The organism is Pseudomonas sihuiensis, from assembly GCF_900106015.1.
GTDB lineage: Bacteria > Pseudomonadota > Gammaproteobacteria > Pseudomonadales > Pseudomonadaceae > Aquipseudomonas > Aquipseudomonas sihuiensis.
Map to the genome: position 1 here is coordinate 3,241,050 of NZ_LT629797.1, position 15,484 is coordinate 3,256,533.

General features: G+C 64.9%; 16 protein-coding genes and 2 riboswitches. Of the genes, 3 read left to right on the plus strand and 13 right to left on the minus strand.

The annotated features are described in order from the left end of the window. Positions 1–155 precede the first annotated feature (155 nt). From BLT86_RS15310 to BLT86_RS15320, 3 genes are all read left to right on the plus strand, one after another. Complete coding sequence (locus BLT86_RS15310) at positions 156–1,106, plus strand: alpha/beta fold hydrolase (RefSeq protein ID WP_092377890.1); 951 nt, start codon at positions 156–158, stop codon at positions 1,104–1,106. 82 nt (positions 1,107–1,188) lie between these two features. Then, the gene (gene dxs / locus BLT86_RS15315; RefSeq protein WP_092377893.1) at positions 1,189–3,096 is read left to right on the plus strand and encodes a 1-deoxy-D-xylulose-5-phosphate synthase; all 1,908 of its coding nucleotides are present in this window, start codon (positions 1,189–1,191) and stop codon (positions 3,094–3,096) included. Positions 3,097–3,168: 72 nt separating this feature from the next. Further along, positions 3,169–3,374, plus strand: a riboswitch (cobalamin riboswitch). Positions 3,375–3,461: 87 nt separating this feature from the next. Further along, a complete protein-coding gene (locus tag BLT86_RS15320; RefSeq protein WP_092377896.1) occupies positions 3,462–5,333 on the plus strand; it encodes a TonB-dependent receptor domain-containing protein in 1,872 nt (623 codons plus the stop codon). Between the two features lie 63 nt (positions 5,334–5,396). Here the strand turns inward: BLT86_RS15320 and BLT86_RS15325 are convergent, their stop codons facing one another. The 13 genes from BLT86_RS15325 to nrdR form a co-directional block, all read right to left on the minus strand. After that, on the minus strand, positions 5,397–6,191 hold the full coding sequence (locus BLT86_RS15325) for a cobalamin-binding protein (RefSeq protein ID WP_092377898.1): 795 nt from the start codon (positions 6,189–6,191) through the stop codon (positions 5,397–5,399). Further along, positions 6,191–6,604 (minus strand): MFS transporter, encoded by a 414-nt coding sequence (locus tag BLT86_RS15330; RefSeq protein ID WP_092377900.1) that lies wholly within the window; start codon positions 6,602–6,604, stop codon positions 6,191–6,193. Before BLT86_RS15330 ends, BLT86_RS15325 begins: the two co-directional genes overlap by 1 nt. Further along, a complete protein-coding gene (gene ribA / locus BLT86_RS15335; protein ID WP_090337661.1) occupies positions 6,601–7,221 on the minus strand; it encodes a GTP cyclohydrolase II in 621 nt (206 codons plus the stop codon). The genes BLT86_RS15330 and ribA overlap by 4 nt, the downstream gene beginning before the upstream one ends. A 252-nt stretch (positions 7,222–7,473) precedes the next feature. Then, positions 7,474–8,118, minus strand: a complete 645-nt coding sequence (locus tag BLT86_RS15340) for a retropepsin-like aspartic protease family protein (protein ID WP_092377902.1) — start codon at positions 8,116–8,118, stop codon at positions 7,474–7,476. Positions 8,119–8,136: 18 nt separating this feature from the next. Then, positions 8,137–8,871 (minus strand): substrate-binding periplasmic protein, encoded by a 735-nt coding sequence (locus BLT86_RS15345; RefSeq protein WP_092377905.1) that lies wholly within the window; start codon positions 8,869–8,871, stop codon positions 8,137–8,139. A 9-nt stretch (positions 8,872–8,880) separates the two neighbouring features. Continuing rightward, complete coding sequence (locus BLT86_RS15350) at positions 8,881–9,408, minus strand: phosphatidylglycerophosphatase A family protein (protein WP_017675578.1); 528 nt, start codon at positions 9,406–9,408, stop codon at positions 8,881–8,883. A gap of 15 nt (positions 9,409–9,423) precedes the next feature. Beyond that, positions 9,424–10,377 carry a thiamine-phosphate kinase gene (thiL, locus tag BLT86_RS15355; protein ID WP_092377908.1) on the minus strand — a complete coding sequence of 318 codons (954 nt, stop codon included), beginning with the start codon at positions 10,375–10,377 and terminating at the stop codon, positions 9,424–9,426. Continuing rightward, positions 10,374–10,853: a transcription antitermination factor NusB gene (gene nusB / locus BLT86_RS15360; protein ID WP_017675580.1), complete on the minus strand. Its 480-nt coding sequence runs from the start codon at positions 10,851–10,853 to the stop codon at positions 10,374–10,376. The genes thiL and nusB overlap by 4 nt, the downstream gene beginning before the upstream one ends. Then, positions 10,850–11,326: a 6,7-dimethyl-8-ribityllumazine synthase gene (ribH, locus tag BLT86_RS15365; RefSeq protein ID WP_012019761.1), complete on the minus strand. Its 477-nt coding sequence runs from the start codon at positions 11,324–11,326 to the stop codon at positions 10,850–10,852. Before ribH ends, nusB begins: the two co-directional genes overlap by 4 nt. Positions 11,327–11,593: 267 nt before the next feature. Continuing rightward, positions 11,594–12,673 (minus strand): bifunctional 3,4-dihydroxy-2-butanone-4-phosphate synthase/GTP cyclohydrolase II, encoded by a 1,080-nt coding sequence (ribBA, locus tag BLT86_RS15370; RefSeq protein ID WP_092377911.1) that lies wholly within the window; start codon positions 12,671–12,673, stop codon positions 11,594–11,596. A gap of 12 nt (positions 12,674–12,685) precedes the next feature. Continuing rightward, positions 12,686–13,348 carry a riboflavin synthase gene (locus tag BLT86_RS15375; protein ID WP_092377914.1) on the minus strand — a complete coding sequence of 221 codons (663 nt, stop codon included), beginning with the start codon at positions 13,346–13,348 and terminating at the stop codon, positions 12,686–12,688. 126 nt (positions 13,349–13,474) lie between these two features. Beyond that, positions 13,475–13,629: riboswitch (FMN riboswitch) on the minus strand. A gap of 159 nt (positions 13,630–13,788) precedes the next feature. Continuing rightward, the gene (gene ribD / locus BLT86_RS15380; RefSeq protein ID WP_092377915.1) at positions 13,789–14,904 is read right to left on the minus strand and encodes a bifunctional diaminohydroxyphosphoribosylaminopyrimidine deaminase/5-amino-6-(5-phosphoribosylamino)uracil reductase RibD; all 1,116 of its coding nucleotides are present in this window, start codon (positions 14,902–14,904) and stop codon (positions 13,789–13,791) included. Further along, positions 14,901–15,368, minus strand: a complete 468-nt coding sequence (gene nrdR / locus BLT86_RS15385; protein WP_003243991.1) for a transcriptional regulator NrdR — start codon at positions 15,366–15,368, stop codon at positions 14,901–14,903. Before nrdR ends, ribD begins: the two co-directional genes overlap by 4 nt. Positions 15,369–15,484 lie beyond the last annotated feature (116 nt).

Below are 15,484 nucleotides of genomic sequence, written 5' to 3' on the forward strand. Positions count from 1 at the left end.
TGTTGCCAAGCAGTTCCGGGAAGGTTCGGAGCCTTGTAGGGTGGGCTTTAGCCCACGCTGACCGTCGGCGATGGGCTGAAGCGGAGCGCCGCCCGGCCCACCCTACGGCCCTTTACCCCCCAACATTTAACTCAGGCATAGCCAGGGAATTATCCATGCACCTCGATCACCGCCTGCTCGCCGTCAACGGCATTGAACTCAGCCTGTACAGCGCCGGCCCCAAGCACGGCAAGCCGGTGTGGCTGCTGCATGGTTTTCCCGAGTGCTGGTACGCCTGGAATCCGCAGATCGAGGCTCTGGCCGCCGCTGGCTATCGCGTGTTCGCCCCGGAAATGCGTGGCTACGGCGCCAGCAGCGCGCCGGCTGATCCGACGGCCTATGACCTGCTCACCCTGTGCGGCGATATCCAGGCGGCGATGGATATGCTCGGCCAGCGTGAGGTGGCGGTGGTCGGCCACGACTGGGGCGCGCCGGTGGCCTGGCACCTGGCACTGCTGGAGCCGCAGCGGGTCAAGGCGCTCGGCGCACTGTCGGTGCCCTTCGGCGGCCGGCCGAAACGCCCGGCCATCGAGATGATGCGCGAGGCCTACGCCGGGCGTTTCCACTACATCCTGTATTTCCAGCAACCGGGCGTGGCCGAGGCCGAGCTGGACGAAGACATCGGCCGCAGCCTGCGCCTGCTGCTCGGCGGCCTCGGCGATGCCCTGCTGGCAACGGACAAACCAGCCGATGCGCGACTGTTCGATGGCATGCCGGATGACCTGCCACTGCCGCCCTGGTGCAACGAGGCGATGTTCGCCCACTACCTGCGCACCTTCGAGCGCCACGGCTTTCGCGGCGCGCTGAACTGGTACCGCAACTTCGAGCGCAACTGGCAACGCACCGAGGCCCTGGCCGAGCTTCAGGTGGAGCAGCCAACGCTATTCCTGCTCGGCGAGCATGATCCGGTGGGCCGCTTCGAGGCGCCGACGCTGAAACGCATGGGCGACAAGGTGCCGCACCTGGAACGCCATGACCTGCCCGGCGCCGGCCATTGGCTGCAGGCCGAATGCGGCGAGCGGGTCAACGCCCTGCTGCTGGATTTTCTCGCACGAAACTACCGGTAACGCCGATGTGGTCAGCAGATTGGGCTGTTTTCCCGGCATCAGGTAAACTGCCGCATCTTTTACACCTATAACGATTCGCCTGATGCCGACCACTTTCCACGAGATCCCCCGCGAGCGCCCGTTGACGCCGCTGCTCGACAGCGCCAACACGCCCGACGAACTGCGCCGCCTGGCCGAAGCGGACCTGGAAACCCTCGCTGACGAACTGCGCCAATACCTGCTCTACAGCGTTGGCCAGAGCGGCGGGCACTTCGGTGCCGGGCTCGGCGTGATCGAGCTGACCATCGCCCTGCACTACGTCTTCGACACCCCCGATGACCGCCTGGTGTGGGACGTCGGCCATCAGGCCTACCCGCACAAGATCCTCACCGGCCGGCGCGAGCGCATGGGCACGCTGCGCCAGAAAGACGGCCTGGCCGCCTTCCCGCGGCGCAGCGAGAGCGAGTACGACACCTTCGGCGTCGGCCACTCCAGCACCAGCATCAGCGCGGCCCTTGGCATGGCCATCGCCGCCCGCCTGAAGGGCGAGAAGCGCAAGAGCGTGGCAGTGATCGGTGACGGCGCACTGACCGCCGGCATGGCCTTCGAAGCGCTCAACCACGCCACCGACGTCGGCGCCAACATGCTGGTGATCCTCAACGACAACGACATGTCGATCTCCAAGAATGTCGGCGGCCTGTCCAACTACCTGGCCAAGATCATCTCCAGCCGCACCTACGCCAGCATGCGCGAGGGCAGCAAGAAGATCCTCTCGCGCCTGCCCGGCGCCTGGGAAATCGCGCGCAAGGTCGAGGAACACGCCAAGGGCATGCTGGTACCCGGCACCCTGTTCGAGGAACTGGGCTGGAACTACGTCGGCCCCATCGACGGCCACGACCTGCCGACCCTGCTGGCTACATTACGCAATATGCGCGACCTCGACGGCCCGCAGTTCCTGCATGTGGTGACCAAGAAGGGCAAGGGCTTCGCCCCGGCCGAGGCCGATCCCATCGGCTACCACGCCATCACCAAGCTGGAACCGGTGACCCCGGTCGCCGCGCCGCTCTCTAGCCCGAAGCGGCCAAGCGGCCCGAAATACTCCAACGTGTTCGGTCAGTGGCTGTGCGACATGGCCGCAGCCGATAACCGCCTGGTCGGCATCACCCCGGCGATGAAGGAAGGCTCCGACCTAGTGGATTTCAGCGAGCGCTTCCCCGAGCGCTACTTCGACGTCGCCATTGCCGAGCAGCACGCCGTGACCCTGGCCGCTGGCATGGCCTGCGAAGGTGCCAAGCCGGTGGTGGCGATCTACTCCACCTTCCTTCAGCGCGCCTATGACCAGTTGATCCACGACGTCGCCGTGCAGCACCTCGACGTGCTGTTCGCCATCGACCGCGCCGGCCTGGTTGGCGAAGACGGCCCGACTCACGCGGGCAGCTTCGACCTGTCCTACCTGCGCTGCATCCCCGGCATGCTGGTGATGACGCCGAGCGACGAGAACGAGCTGCGCCGCATGCTCACCACCGGCCACCTGTTCGACGGCCCGGCGGCGGTGCGCTATCCGCGCGGCACCGGCCCCAACGCGCCGCTCGATGCCGGCCTGGAGCCGCTGGAGATCGGCAAGGCAGTGGTGCGCCGCCAAGGCAAGGGCGTCGCCCTGCTGGCCTTCGGCGTGCAACTGGCCGAAGCCCTGCGCGTCGGTGAAACGCTGGACGCCACGGTGGTCGACATGCGCTTCGTCAAACCGCTGGACGAAGCCCTGCTGCGCGAACTGGCAGGCAGCCACGAGCTGCTGGTGACCATCGAAGAAAACAGCATCATGGGCGGCGCCGGTAGCGCGGTCAGCGAATTCTTCGCCGCCGAGAACATCCAGCTGCCGATGCTGCACCTGGGCCTGCCGGACTACTACGTCGAGCACGCCAAGCCGAGCCAGATGCTCGCCGAGTGCGGCCTCGACGAAGCAGGGATCGAACGCGCGGTACGTGAGCGTCTGAGTTTGCTGCAGGCCTGAGCATGAAGCCCGCTCATCGCTATATGAGCGGCGCTTGCTTGTGATTCATATGCGCGCGCACTAAGGTGCGCGCCATTCATGTTCCGCCAGGGTGCGCTGCGCAAGCGGCGTTAAACGGGAAGCCGGTGCGCTCGTCATGAGCAATCCCGGCGCTGCCCCCGCAACGGTAATCGACTGCACGCTCTGAGCGTGCGCCGCGTTCAACAGCCACTGGGCCCTGCCTGGGAAGGCGGACGCGGGTCGAGAGCCCGGAGACCGGCCCAGGCGGTGCGACTGGTGTTGCGGAGGGCAGCACGGTCAAGCGCTGCCCTGCCTGCGCTTGCACCTGCCCTCCTTGACCGTCTGCCGACCGTTGAGGAAAGATAATGAAACTGTCTCGTCTGGCTCTGGCCATCGCCGTCATGCCAGGTCTCTCGCTGGCCGCCGAGCCCTACGTGGCCGAGCCGCTGGTCGTCACCTCCGGACGCCTGGCCGAACCGCAAGCACAGGCTACCGCTGCCACCACGGTGTTCGAGCGGGACGACATCGAGCGCCTGCAGGTCAGCAGCGTTACCGAGCTACTGGAGCGCGTGCCCGGCCTCAGCGTCGTCCGCACTGGTGGTGCCGGCAGCCAGACGGGCGTGTTCCTGCGCGGCACCAGCACGGCGCAGACCCTGGTCCTGGTCGACGGCCAACGTATCGCGGCAGCCTCAAGCGGCACCAGCAGCCTGGAGTTTCTCGCCCCCGAGCAGATCGAGCGTATCGAAGTGGTGCGTGGCGCGCGTTCGGCGCTGTATGGCTCCGACGCCATTGGCGGGGTGATTCAGATCTTCACCCGCCAAGGCCATGGCCAAGGCCTCAAGCCTTACGCGCGTCTGGCGGCTGGCAGCGATAGCACTTACCAGCGCAGTCTCGGCCTCTCCGGCGGCAACGAGCGCACACGCTTTCACCTGGGAGCGGCCCTGGACGAGACAGCCGGCATCGACGCCACCCGAGACGCTTTCGGCGCCAATGGCGACGATGACGCCTACCGCAACCGCTCGCTCAGCCTGAATCTCTCGCACCGCCTCACTGACGACCTGCAAGTTGGTTTCAGTGCGCTCGATCAACGCGGTCAGGTGGAGTATGACTTCACAGGAATGCAGCCAACTACGGACTTTCAGCTCAGCAGCCTTTCCGGGTTCATCGACGGCCGCCTTAACGAGCGCTGGAGCAGCCGCCTGGAAATGGGTCACAGTAAAGACCAGCGCGACACGGGTGATGACTCGCCGCTGGCGTCAATCGATTCATTCTTTACCTACACCACCTATCGCGACTCGGCGAGCTGGGTAAATACCCTGACCCTCACCGACCACCAGCAAATTCTGGCTGGCGCCGACTGGTACGAGGATCGCCTGCACAGCAGCGCAGACTTCGCGGAGGATTCACGCTGGAACCGCGCAGCTTTCGTCCAACACCGCTACAGCGGCGATACATTCTCGACCGAGCTGGGACTGCGCCACGACGATAACCAGCAGTTCGGCAGCGAGAACACCTGGAACGCGGCGCTGACCCTGCCCCTGAACAGTGCCAACGACCTGATCCTGTCGTACAGCGAAGGTCTCAGAGCGCCAACTTTCAATGACCTCTATTATCCGCCTTACTGTGACCCCACCTTTGGCTGCTCAGAAAGTGCAAATCCGAACCTGAAACCGGAAAAATCGAAAAACTATGAGCTGCAATGGCGCAGCCGTTACAGCGAAACAGGATCGTTGCAGGCTTCCGTGTATCGAACTGATATCGAGGACGCCATCGTCCTGGACGAGAACTTCATTCCACAGAACGTCCAGACAGCCCGGATCAATGGCTTCGAAGCCGCCGTGCAGCAGGAGTTGTTCGGCTGGCAAGGCAATCTCGCGCTGGCCCTGATCGACCCGCGTGACCGCGATAGCGGCCATACCCTGCTGCGCCGGGCCAAACGCACGCTGAGCTTGGACCTCGACCGCCGCTTTGGCGATGTCTCACTCGGCGCTGGCTGGCGTGCAGTCAGTGGTCGCTACGACGACGCCGACAACGAGATCGAGATGAGCGGTTATGGCCTGCTCAGCTTCCGCGCTGCCTGGCAGGCCATGCCAGAGCTTGGCCTGAGCCTAAAGCTGGATAACCTGCTGGACAAGGATTACGCAGAAACGACTTACAGCACACCCAATGGCCGTTTCGGCTATAACAGCGCCGGGCGTACCGTGCTGTTCGCCGTCACCTGGACGCCACACCTCTGACCTTGGTGCGCACGGCGCACCCTACCACCGCTGTAGGGTGCGCCGTGCGTACCGCCTGAAGGGCTACCGCGCACCCGCCATCCGCTCACATAACTGCTCGATGGCACCCAGCATCTGCCGGCTGGGCCGTTCAAGGCCCTTGTCCGGCACTGCCCAGACCTGCTCCAGGCGCACCGCATGCAACTGCGGCCAGGCCTGCCAGGCGCTCAGCTCGGCATTGCTGCCACCGAGAATCACATCGGGATCACGCGCCAGTACCGCCTCGACGCTGATCTGCGGCGCCGGCTGCGGCAGGTCCTCGAACAGATTGCGCGCGCCACACACCTGCAGGGCATCGCCGATCAGTTGTTCGCCACCGATGGTGTAAAGCGGCTGGTACCAGATCTGATAGAACACCGTCAGGGGCTGCTCCCGCTGGTAGCGCTGGCGCAGCGCGTGCAGCTCGGCGCGAAACTCGGCCGCCAGCCGCTCGCCCTGCTCCATCCGGCCCACTCGCTCACCAATCCGCTCGAAGGCATCGCCGAGCTGCTCGAGGCGCTGCGGCTCGACGATCAGCAGGTCAATGCCGAAACGCTGCAACTGCGCTTGTTGCGCCGGCGGCACACTGCCAGGCGCGATGAGGATCAGATCCGGCGCCAGCTGCAACAGGCGCTCGAATTCCAGCTGGCCATAACGACCGACTGTGGGGAGATGCGCCAGCGCGGCGGGACGCTCATCACCTTCGAGCACGCCGACCAGCAGGTCGGCGGCATCCAGATCGAGCATGATTTCACTGAGCGATGGGGCCAGGCTGATCACCCGCTCGGCGGCTGTCAGCGGCAACGCCAGCAGGCAAAGCGCGAGCAGCAGCGTGCGCATCAACCCAACTGGCGAGGTATGCGGTAGAGGCTGTGTAGCACGATGGACGACAGCGCCAGCAGTACCAACGGGATCGCCTCGAGGCCAGCAAGGACTGCCAACGCGGCGATCCACGCAGGCAGCGCAGCGCCAAGCAGGGCGCGCAGACGCACACGATCCAACTCCAGCCAGGCGGCCGGCTCATCGTCGCTGTCGAGAGCCTTTTCGGTCGCGATCAGGGCGCGTTTGTAAGCGGAGAACAACGGCAGGCTGACGAACATCGAAGCCAGGCCGGCAATGAACATCGGCATGCTCATGACCGTGTGCCCGCCACCGCCGAACAGCAGGTTGAACATGAACAAGGGCGCCAGCGCCACGCCCAGTTGACGCCACCAGGCCAGCGCAAGACGCCGCTTTACCTGGCCTCGGGTCACAGGCGCTCCTCGGTCTCACCCTGATGCTGGTTGCCCAGCATATGACCGAGTTTGCCGGCCTTGGTGGCGAGGTAGCGCTTGTTGTAGGGGTTGTGTGCAATCTGCAACGGCACACGGTGATCCACGGCGATGCCCATGTCGCCCAGCGCCTTGACCTTGCGCGGGTTATTGGTCATCAGCTTGAGGCTGTCGATGCCCAGATGCTCGAGCATCGGCAGGCAGATGGCGTAGTCACGCTGGTCAGCACCGAAACCCAGGCGCTCGTTGGCTTCCACGGTATCGGCGCCACCGTCCTGCAGCTCATAGGCGCGGATCTTGTTCAGCAGACCAATGCCCCGGCCCTCCTGACGCAGATACAGCAGCACGCCGCGACCTTCGTTGGCGATGGCCTGCAGCGCAGCCTGCAGTTGGGCACCACAGTCGCAACGCAGGCTGAACAGCGCGTCGCCGGTCAGGCATTCGGAGTGCAGACGCCCCAGCACCGGTGCACCGTCGGCGACGTTGCCGAAAGTCAGGGCGACATGTTCCTTGCCGGTAGCCTCATCGAGAAAACCGTGCATGGTGAACACACCGAAGGGCGTGGGCAGTTGGGAGGCGGCGACGAACACGACGGACACCGGAACAACTCCAATCAGGCAGAAAGGCAGGGATTGTACCACCAGCTTCAGGCTTGCAGAGCGTAGGGCGGACTCAGGAGCGAAGCGAACAGTCCGCCGGGCCATGCCCAGTTCGGCACCACGACGTACCAGCGGAACTCCAGCTCCAACGGCGTACTGCTTCGCGAGTACGCCCTACACGCTGCTCGCGAAGCTTCTGTGCTGCCCATGTTCGCGAGCAGAGTTCGCTCCTACAGAAAGCAGGCTCTGTCATCAGTGCTTCGACTCCAGCACTAGCATCCCCTGCTCCTCGCGCCAGCCAACCCGCCCGAGGAAGCTCATGCCCAGCAGCGCCTCATGCGGCGCGCCACCTTCGAGCACCACAGCTTCGACGCCGAGCACCTCGAGATCACCGACCTTGACCCGGTCGAGCATCACTCGCCAGCCACGCGCCACGCCGCTGGCGGTGTTGACCTGTAACGGCCGCCCACTGACTCGATAATCGATACCCAGGCGTCGGGCATGGGCGTCGTTGAGCGCCACCGAGGTGGCGCCGGTATCCACCAGAAACTGCACCGTCTGGCCGTTGACCGAACCGGCCACCCAGTAATGTCCGCCAATGCCCTTGGCGATGCTCAGGCGCTTCCTTACCGGCTCGGCAAAACCGGCACTGTATTCACGACTCAGTGGATAGGCGCGCTCGACTCCCTCGACACGCAGCACCGCGCCCTGCTTGTCGACGCTGACTACCTCTACCCCGCCCGGACCGCTCTGGCCGACCCGCACCAGCTTGCGCTGGCCATCGACATTGAGCACCGCCGCACCGGGAAACAGGCCAACCACCTGGACCTGAGAGGCCGCCCAGGGAGAACTCGCACATAGCAGCGCCAGCGCGGCGAGACAGTGACGAAGCTGCATGTGTGAAGGCCTCCCGGCTCAGTCGAAGGGATAGGGTTGCTGCCAGCGCTCGAAGATTGGCCGCAGCTCACCACTGGCGATCAGCTGCGTCATACGCTGATCGAAGAGCTTGGCCAGGGTATGGCCGCGTGGCGTATCAGCAAAGCCGAGATAGAGCGGCAATTGCGTCAGATTCGTCACCCGGTATTGCTGCGGCTTGGCGGCCCGGCCCATTATGTAGTCGACCTCAGGACGGGCATCGATATAGAAATCCGCGTGGCCCAGCTCGAGCATGCCGAGGATACCGTCGCGCCGCTGTACTTCCCGGTAGTCGCGCACATTCGGCAGATATTCCTCGTAACCGTAGCCTCGCCCCCAGACCAGCCGGTACTTGCCCAGGCTGTCGAGGGTCGGCACCGGTTTGTCCTTGAGGCCAAGTGCGACGATCTGATCACGGTCATAGTGGTGCTTGGGGTAGAACACCGGCCCCTCGACCTCGTCACGATAGGAACCGACACAGGCATCGGCTTCGCCACGCTGCATCAACCCGACAGAACGGGTGTATGGCACGCTGTGAATATCCAGACGGACGCCTGCCGGCTCGAACACCTCGCGCATGAGGTCCCAGCCCAGACCGGTACCATCGGCTTCGGTATAGGCTTCCCAGATCTCACTGGCCAGACGTATTTCACCTGGCAGCTCGCTCTGAGCCTGAGCACCAGACAAGGCAGAGAGTATCAGCAGCATCCCCAGCCAGACTTGCCTCATGCGCATGTCCACTCCTTAGAAACCTAGCCCGGCTCCATAGTTGGCCCAGCCCCAGACCAATCCCTGCATCGCCAACCAGGCAAAGACCCCGGCGATGACATCATCGAGCATGATGCCGACGCCACCATGTACGTGGCGGTCGATCCAGCGAATCGGCCAAGGTTTGACGATGTCGAACAGGCGAAACATGAGAAAGCCTAGCAGCAACCAGACCCACCCCTCGGGTACCAGCCACAGGGTAATCCACATGCCGACCATTTCGTCCCAGACGATGCCTTCGTGATCGTGCACGCGCAGATCATCGGCGACCTTGCCGCACAGCCAGAAGCCGAACAGCATGGTCACCCCGAGCATCAGCCAGTAGCCCCAGTCCGGCAACATCTGCCACAGCGGCACGAAGGGCAGCGCCACCAGCGAGCCCCAGGTGCCGGGCGCCTTGGGCAGGGTGCCGGAGCCGAAGCCGAAGGCGATGAAGTGCCAGGGATTGCGCCACACCGAGGGCGGTACGTATTCGGCGGGAACCTGGTTGGGGTGATCGGTCACGCGTACTCCGTCCTGTCAGAAATGTTGGTAACCGCCACGCGGCGGCTCGATGGGCTGGCCGGCGGCGTCCAGCAACTCTACCCCAGTACCGGCCTGCACACGGCCAATCACCCGTATTTCGGGCCAATCGGCCTGCAGATCGGCGAGCAGGGCTGGCGGTAGGGTAAAGGCCAGTCGGTAGTCGTCGCCACCACCGAGCGCGCAGAGCCGTGCCTGCTGCTCGCCGGCGAAGGCGCGCAGCGCTGCAGACAGCGGCACTTGCTCCAGTTCGATCTTAAGGGCGACCTGTGAAGCCTTGGCGATATGCCCGCAGTCGGCCAACAGGCCGTCGGAAATATCCAGCGCGGCCGTGGCGCGGCCACGCAGCGCTTGCCCCAAAGCCAATTGCGGTTGCGGCGACCAGTAGCGCGCCAGCAATGCTTCGCTGATGTCCGCCGCCGCCTCGCGCTGCCCCAGCACCAGCGGCAGCGCGCCCGCGGCATCGCCCAGCTCGCCGCCGACGCAGAGCAGATCACCCACCTGCGCGCCGCTACGCAGCAGCGCCTGCCCGCTCGGCACTCGGCCGAACACGGTGAGCGTCAGGCTCAGCGGACCACGCGTGGTGTCGCCACCGACCAGCGCCAATGAACAGTTCTGCGCCATCGTTTGCAGGCCACGAGCGAACTCGGCCAGCCAGGCTTCATTGGCGCTCGGCAGGGTCAGGGCGAGGGTAAAGGCCAGCGGCGTAGCGCCCATGGCGGCCAGATCACTGGCGGAAACAGCCAGCGCACGCTGACCGAGAAGAAAGGCATCGCAGGATTCAGGGAAATGCACCCCGGCGACCAAGGTGTCGGTGGAAACCGCCAGCTGTTCACCGGCGGGCAACGCCAGCAGCGCGCAGTCATCACCAATACCGAGAACCACACCGTCGCCGCCCTGAGCGCAACGGGCGGCGGCGAAATAGCGACGGATCAGCTCGAACTCATTCACCGCTTGTTGGCGTTGACTTCGGCGGCACGCAGCTTGGGCGCGAGCTTGTCGAGAATGCCGTTGACGAACTTGTGTCCGTCGGTGGCACCGAACACCTTGGCCAGCTCGATACCTTCGTTGATCACCACCTTGTAGGGGACGTCGACGCGGTTCTTCAGCTCGTAGGTGGACAGGCGCAGGATGGCCAGCTCGACCGGATCGATCTCTTCCAGCGGGCGATCGAGCAGGGGCGTGAAGGTCTCGTCCAGCTCGGTCTTCTGCCGCGGCACGCCGTGCAGGATCTCGTGGAAGTAGGCACCATCGACCTTGCTGAAATCGTTGTCGACGCGAAACTGCGCTTCGATCTCGTTCAGCGGCTGCCCGGCGATATGCCAGGAGTACAGGGCCTGCATGGCCAGGGTACGGGCTTCGCGGCGCGCGAGGATCTTGCCGCTGGGGCCCTTCTTGGCCGGCTGGCCGTTACCGGAGTTGCTCACTTGGCCTCCAACTGCGCCAGCAGGCTGACCATTTCCAGGGCAGACAGCGCAGCTTCGGCACCCTTGTTACCTGCCTTGGTGCCGGAACGTTCGATGGCTTGCTCGATGGAGTCGACAGTCAGCACGCCGAAGGCGACCGGTACGCCATATTCCATGGAGACCTGGGCCAGGCCCTTGGTGCACTCGCCTGCCACGTATTCGAAGTGCGGGGTGCCGCCACGGATGACCGCGCCCAGGGCGATGATCGCCGCGTACTCGCCACGCTGAGCAACCTTCTGGGTAACCAGCGGAATCTCGAAAGCACCCGGCGCACGGATGATGGTGATGTCGCTCTCGCTCACGCCGTGGCGAACCAGGGCGTCGATAGCGCCGCTGACCAGGCTCTCGACGACGAAACTGTTGAAACGGCCTACCACCAGGGCGTATTTGCCCTTCGGGGCGATGAAGGTACCTTCGATGGTCTTCAGGGTCATGACGGGTCTCACATGGGTTAAAGAGCCGGAGCACTGAGCGCTCCGAAAATAAAATTCGTTTGTCAGCGTAGCCCGGATGCAATCCGGGGCCAGTGTGCCGATCTTCCCGGATTTCATCCGGGCTACGTGCTTTAGCTCCCCTCTCCCGCTTGCGGGAGAGGGGTCGGGGGAGAGGGTTAGGCGTTGGCCATAACACCCTCTCCCGCCCTCCGGGCACCCTCTCCCGGAGGGAGAGGGTCATCAGATGCGGCTCTGTCGAGCCGCTTCTTATTTAGAAGGCAGGTATTCTACAACCTCGAGGTCGAAGCCGGATATCGCGTTGAACTTCATCGGCGAGCTCATCAGGCGCATCTTGCGTACGCCGAGGTCGCGCAGAATCTGCGAGCCGGCACCCACGGTGCTGTAGGTCGCAGGGTTGGCCGGCTGCTGGCGGCTGATCAGCGCCAGCAGCTCCGGCCCGGTCAGCGGGTTGCCCAGCAGCAGCACCACGCCGCTGCCGGCCTTGGCCACTTCCGCCATGGCAGCGCGCATGCTCCAGCGCCCCGGCTGGTTGACCATGAACAGGTCGCGCAGCGGGTCCATGTTGTGCACGCGCACCAGGGTCGGCTCTTCGGCGCAGATGGTGCCCAGGGTCAGCGCCATGTGCGCGGTGTCCTCGACGCCGTCACGGTAGGTGACCAGATTGAACTGACCCAGCTCAGTGTCCAGCGGCTGCTCGCTAATGCGCTCGACGGTACGCTCGTGGATCAGGCGGTAGTGGATCAGGTCGGCGATGGTGCCGATCTTCAGGCCGTGCTCTTCGGCGAACTTCTCCAGCTCCGGGCGACGCGCCATGGTGCCGTCGTCGTTCATGATCTCGCAGATCACCCCGCTCGGTTCGAAACCGCCCATGCGCGCCAGGTCGCAGGCCGCTTCGGTGTGACCAGCACGCGCCAATACGCCGCCGGGCTGAGCCATCAACGGGAAAATATGGCCCGGACTGACGATGTCCTCGGCCACGGCGTTGCGTGCCACGGCAGCCTGTACGGTGCGCGCGCGGTCGGCGGCGGAGATGCCGGTGGTCACGCCCTCGGCCGCCTCGATGGAGACGGTGAACTTGGTGCCGAAGCCGGAGCCGTTGCGCGGCGCCATCAGCGGCAGCTTGAGCAGTTCGCAGCGCTCACGGGTCATCGGCATGCAGATCAGGCCACGGGCGAAGCGGGCCATGAAGTTGATGTGCTCGGCGGTGACGCATTCGGAGGCGATGATGATGTCGCCTTCGTTCTCACGGTCCTCGTCATCCATGAGGATGACCATCTTGCCGGCGCGGATGTCTTCGATCAGTTCTTCAGCGGTGTTGAGCGCCATCGGGGCGTCTCCTCAATTCTTCAGGTAGCCGTGTTCGGCGAGAAAGCTTTCGGTCAGGCCCGAGGCCTTGGGTTCGGCGGCCTTGTCGCCGAGCAGCAGGCGCTCCAGGTAACGCGCCAGCAGGTCGACCTCGAGGTTGACCTTACGCCCGGCCTGGTAGTCGACCATGATGGTCTCGGCCAGGGTGTGCGGCACGATGGTCAGCTCGAACTCGGCGCCATCGACCGCGTTGACGGTCAGGCTGGTGCCGTCGACGGTGATCGAGCCCTTGTGTGCGATGTACCTGGCCAACTCACGCGGGGCGCGCACCTTGAACTGCACGGCGCGGGCGTTATCGGCGCGCGAGACGATCTCGCCAACGCCGTCGACGTGGCCACTGACCAGGTGCCCGCCGAGGCGACTGGTGGGCGTCAGGGCCTTTTCCAGGTTCACCGCGCTGCCGGGCTTGAGATCGACGAAGGCGGTGCGCGCCAGCGTCTCGCGGCTGACGTCGGCCCAGAAGCCGTCGCCAGGCAGTTCCACAGCGGTCAGGCACACGCCGTTGACGGCGATGCTATCGCCGAGTTTGACGTCACCCAGATCGAGCTTGCCGGTGGCCACGTAGACGCGCACGTCGCCGCCCTTGGGCGTCATGGCGCGGATACTGCCGATGGCTTCGATTATGCCGGTGAACATACGCCCTCCGGTTTCACGTTGAAGGTATTGCTGAACAGCATGGACGAACTCCTGTTTTGGTCAAAAACAGGGCAATGCCGATCGATAGGGATTTCGCGGACACGCACGAGGCGCCCGTGGAGGGAATCCCGCTCTCTCTTTATCCGGACTATACCGTCGGCCCCGGAATCGCACCGGGTCTGCTGGACCTCGCCAGGCAGAAGCCATGGCGAGCGCTCGCGGGCTAGGTTCTACGAACCATTACCGCCGGTGGGGAATTTCGCCCCGCCCTGAGAACGTTGCGGCCATATGAATGGCCGCGGGGCGTTTTACCATATTTATCGCTGTGGCGCATGGCTTGTAGGGTGCGCTGCGCGCAGCAGGGTCAACCGCCGATCGGCCAGGCCCGCTCGAGTGGTTGCCACCAGACAAGGGGGACTCAGAGAGAACTGCGACGCACCCTACCTGGCCTTGGGCACCGCGGTGATCTGCCAGTCGTCGCCCACGGCGCGGATATCGACAATCTGCAACTCCGGCGCCTCGGCCATACGGTTGAGCGGCAGCTCGAACAACGGCCGAGCACTGGAACCCAGCAGCTTGGGCGCAACGAAGATGCGGTACTCGTCCACCAACCCGGCGCGGGCGAAGGCGCCGGCCAGACGCGGCCCGGCCTCTACCAGCACCTCGTTGACGCCACGGCCGGCCAGCTCCAGCAGCAACTTGCGCAAATCGACGTGACCATTGCTGCCCGGTACGGCAAGCAGTTCGTGGCCGTCGGCCAGATAGCGGTCGCGCGCGGCAGCGGCCGCACAGGTGGCCACCAGAGCCGGGCCGACTTGGAAGAAGGATTTGCTCAGCGGTACCCGCAGCCGGCCATCAACCAGCACCCGCAGCGGCGGCCGCGAGGCGGCCATGAAGGTGGCTTCGACACCCAATCCCAGCTCGTCAGGACGCACGGTCAGCCGGGCGTCGTCGGCCAGCACGGTGTCGGCGCCGCTGAGCACCACGCTGGACTGCGCACGCAAACGCTGCACCTCGGCACGCGCCGCCGGGCCGGTGATCCACTGGCTTTCGCCACTGGCCATGGCCGTGCGGCCATCGAGACTCATCGCCGATTTGACCCGCACCAACGGCAGCCCGCTCTCCATGCGCTTGATGAAACCGGCATTGAGCGCTCGCGCCTCGGCCTCCAGCACGCCGGACAGTACTTCGATACCGGCATTGGCCAGGCGCAACAGGCCGCGCCCGGCGACCTGCGGGTTGGGGTCCTGCATCGCCGCGACCACCCGGCCGACGCCGGCGGCGACCAGCGCATCGGCGCAGGGCGGCGTACGCCCGTGGTGGCTGCAGGGTTCCAGAGTCACGTAGGCGGTGGCACCACGCGCCTTGTCGCCGGCCTGACGCAGGGCGTGCACCTCGGCGTGCGGTTCGCCGGCACGGGCATGCCAGCCCTCGCCGACGATCTCGCCATCACGCACGATGACGCAGCCGACACGCGGGTTTGGATGGGTGGAATAAAGACCTTTGCGCGCCAGCCGCAGGGCGCGCGCCATGAACAGGTGATCGCGCTCGCTCATCGGCTTTTCGACGGCTCGCGGGCCAGGCGCTCGATTTCTTCGCGGAACTCGTTGAGATCCTGAAAACGCCGGTAGACCGAGGCGAAACGAATGTAGGCCACCTCGTCGAGCTTGCTCAGCTCGGTCATCACCAACTCACCGAGCACCAGCGATTTCACCTCGCGCTCACCGGTGGCACGCAGTTGCTGCTTGATGCGGGCGATGGCCTCTTCCAGGCGCTCGACGCTTACCGGGCGTTTTTCCAGCGCACGCTGCATGCCGGCGCGCAGCTTCTCTTCATCGAAAGGCTGACGGCTGCCGTCCTGCTTGATCAGGCGCGGCATCACCAGTTCGGCGGTTTCGAAGGTGGTGAAACGTTCGCCGCAGGCCACGCATTCGCGGCGGCGGCGCACCTGATCGCCCTCGGCGACCAGACGGGAATCGATGACTTTGGTGTCGTTGGCGGCGCAGAAGGGACAATGCATGGCAGGCGCTGACTGATTGGCGGCAAAGGCATCATGGTAGCGCATAGCACGCCGTTGAAAAATGTAAGGAGCCTTGAGAAGGCCTGCTTGGCAGGCACAAGACAAATTAAGCTATG

Coding starts and splice junctions, on each gene's coding strand:
- dxs (WP_092377893.1), top strand. CDS start 1,189: ATGCCGACCACTTTCCACGAGATCCCCCGCGAGCGCCCGTTGACGCCG.
- nrdR (WP_003243991.1), bottom strand. CDS start 15,368: ATGCATTGTCCCTTCTGCGCCGCCAACGACACCAAAGTCATCGATTCC.
- BLT86_RS15375 (WP_092377914.1), bottom strand. CDS start 13,348: ATGTTCACCGGCATAATCGAAGCCATCGGCAGTATCCGCGCCATGACG.
- ribD (WP_092377915.1), bottom strand. CDS start 14,904: ATGAGCGAGCGCGATCACCTGTTCATGGCGCGCGCCCTGCGGCTGGCG.
- BLT86_RS15345 (WP_092377905.1), bottom strand. CDS start 8,871: ATGCGCATGAGGCAAGTCTGGCTGGGGATGCTGCTGATACTCTCTGCC.
- BLT86_RS15340 (WP_092377902.1), bottom strand. CDS start 8,118: ATGCAGCTTCGTCACTGTCTCGCCGCGCTGGCGCTGCTATGTGCGAGT.
- ribH (WP_012019761.1), bottom strand. CDS start 11,326: ATGACCCTGAAGACCATCGAAGGTACCTTCATCGCCCCGAAGGGCAAA.
- BLT86_RS15310 (WP_092377890.1), top strand. CDS start 156: ATGCACCTCGATCACCGCCTGCTCGCCGTCAACGGCATTGAACTCAGC.
- BLT86_RS15325 (WP_092377898.1), bottom strand. CDS start 6,191: ATGCGCACGCTGCTGCTCGCGCTTTGCCTGCTGGCGTTGCCGCTGACA.
- BLT86_RS15320 (WP_092377896.1), top strand. CDS start 3,462: ATGAAACTGTCTCGTCTGGCTCTGGCCATCGCCGTCATGCCAGGTCTC.
- ribBA (WP_092377911.1), bottom strand. CDS start 12,673: ATGGCGCTCAACACCGCTGAAGAACTGATCGAAGACATCCGCGCCGGC.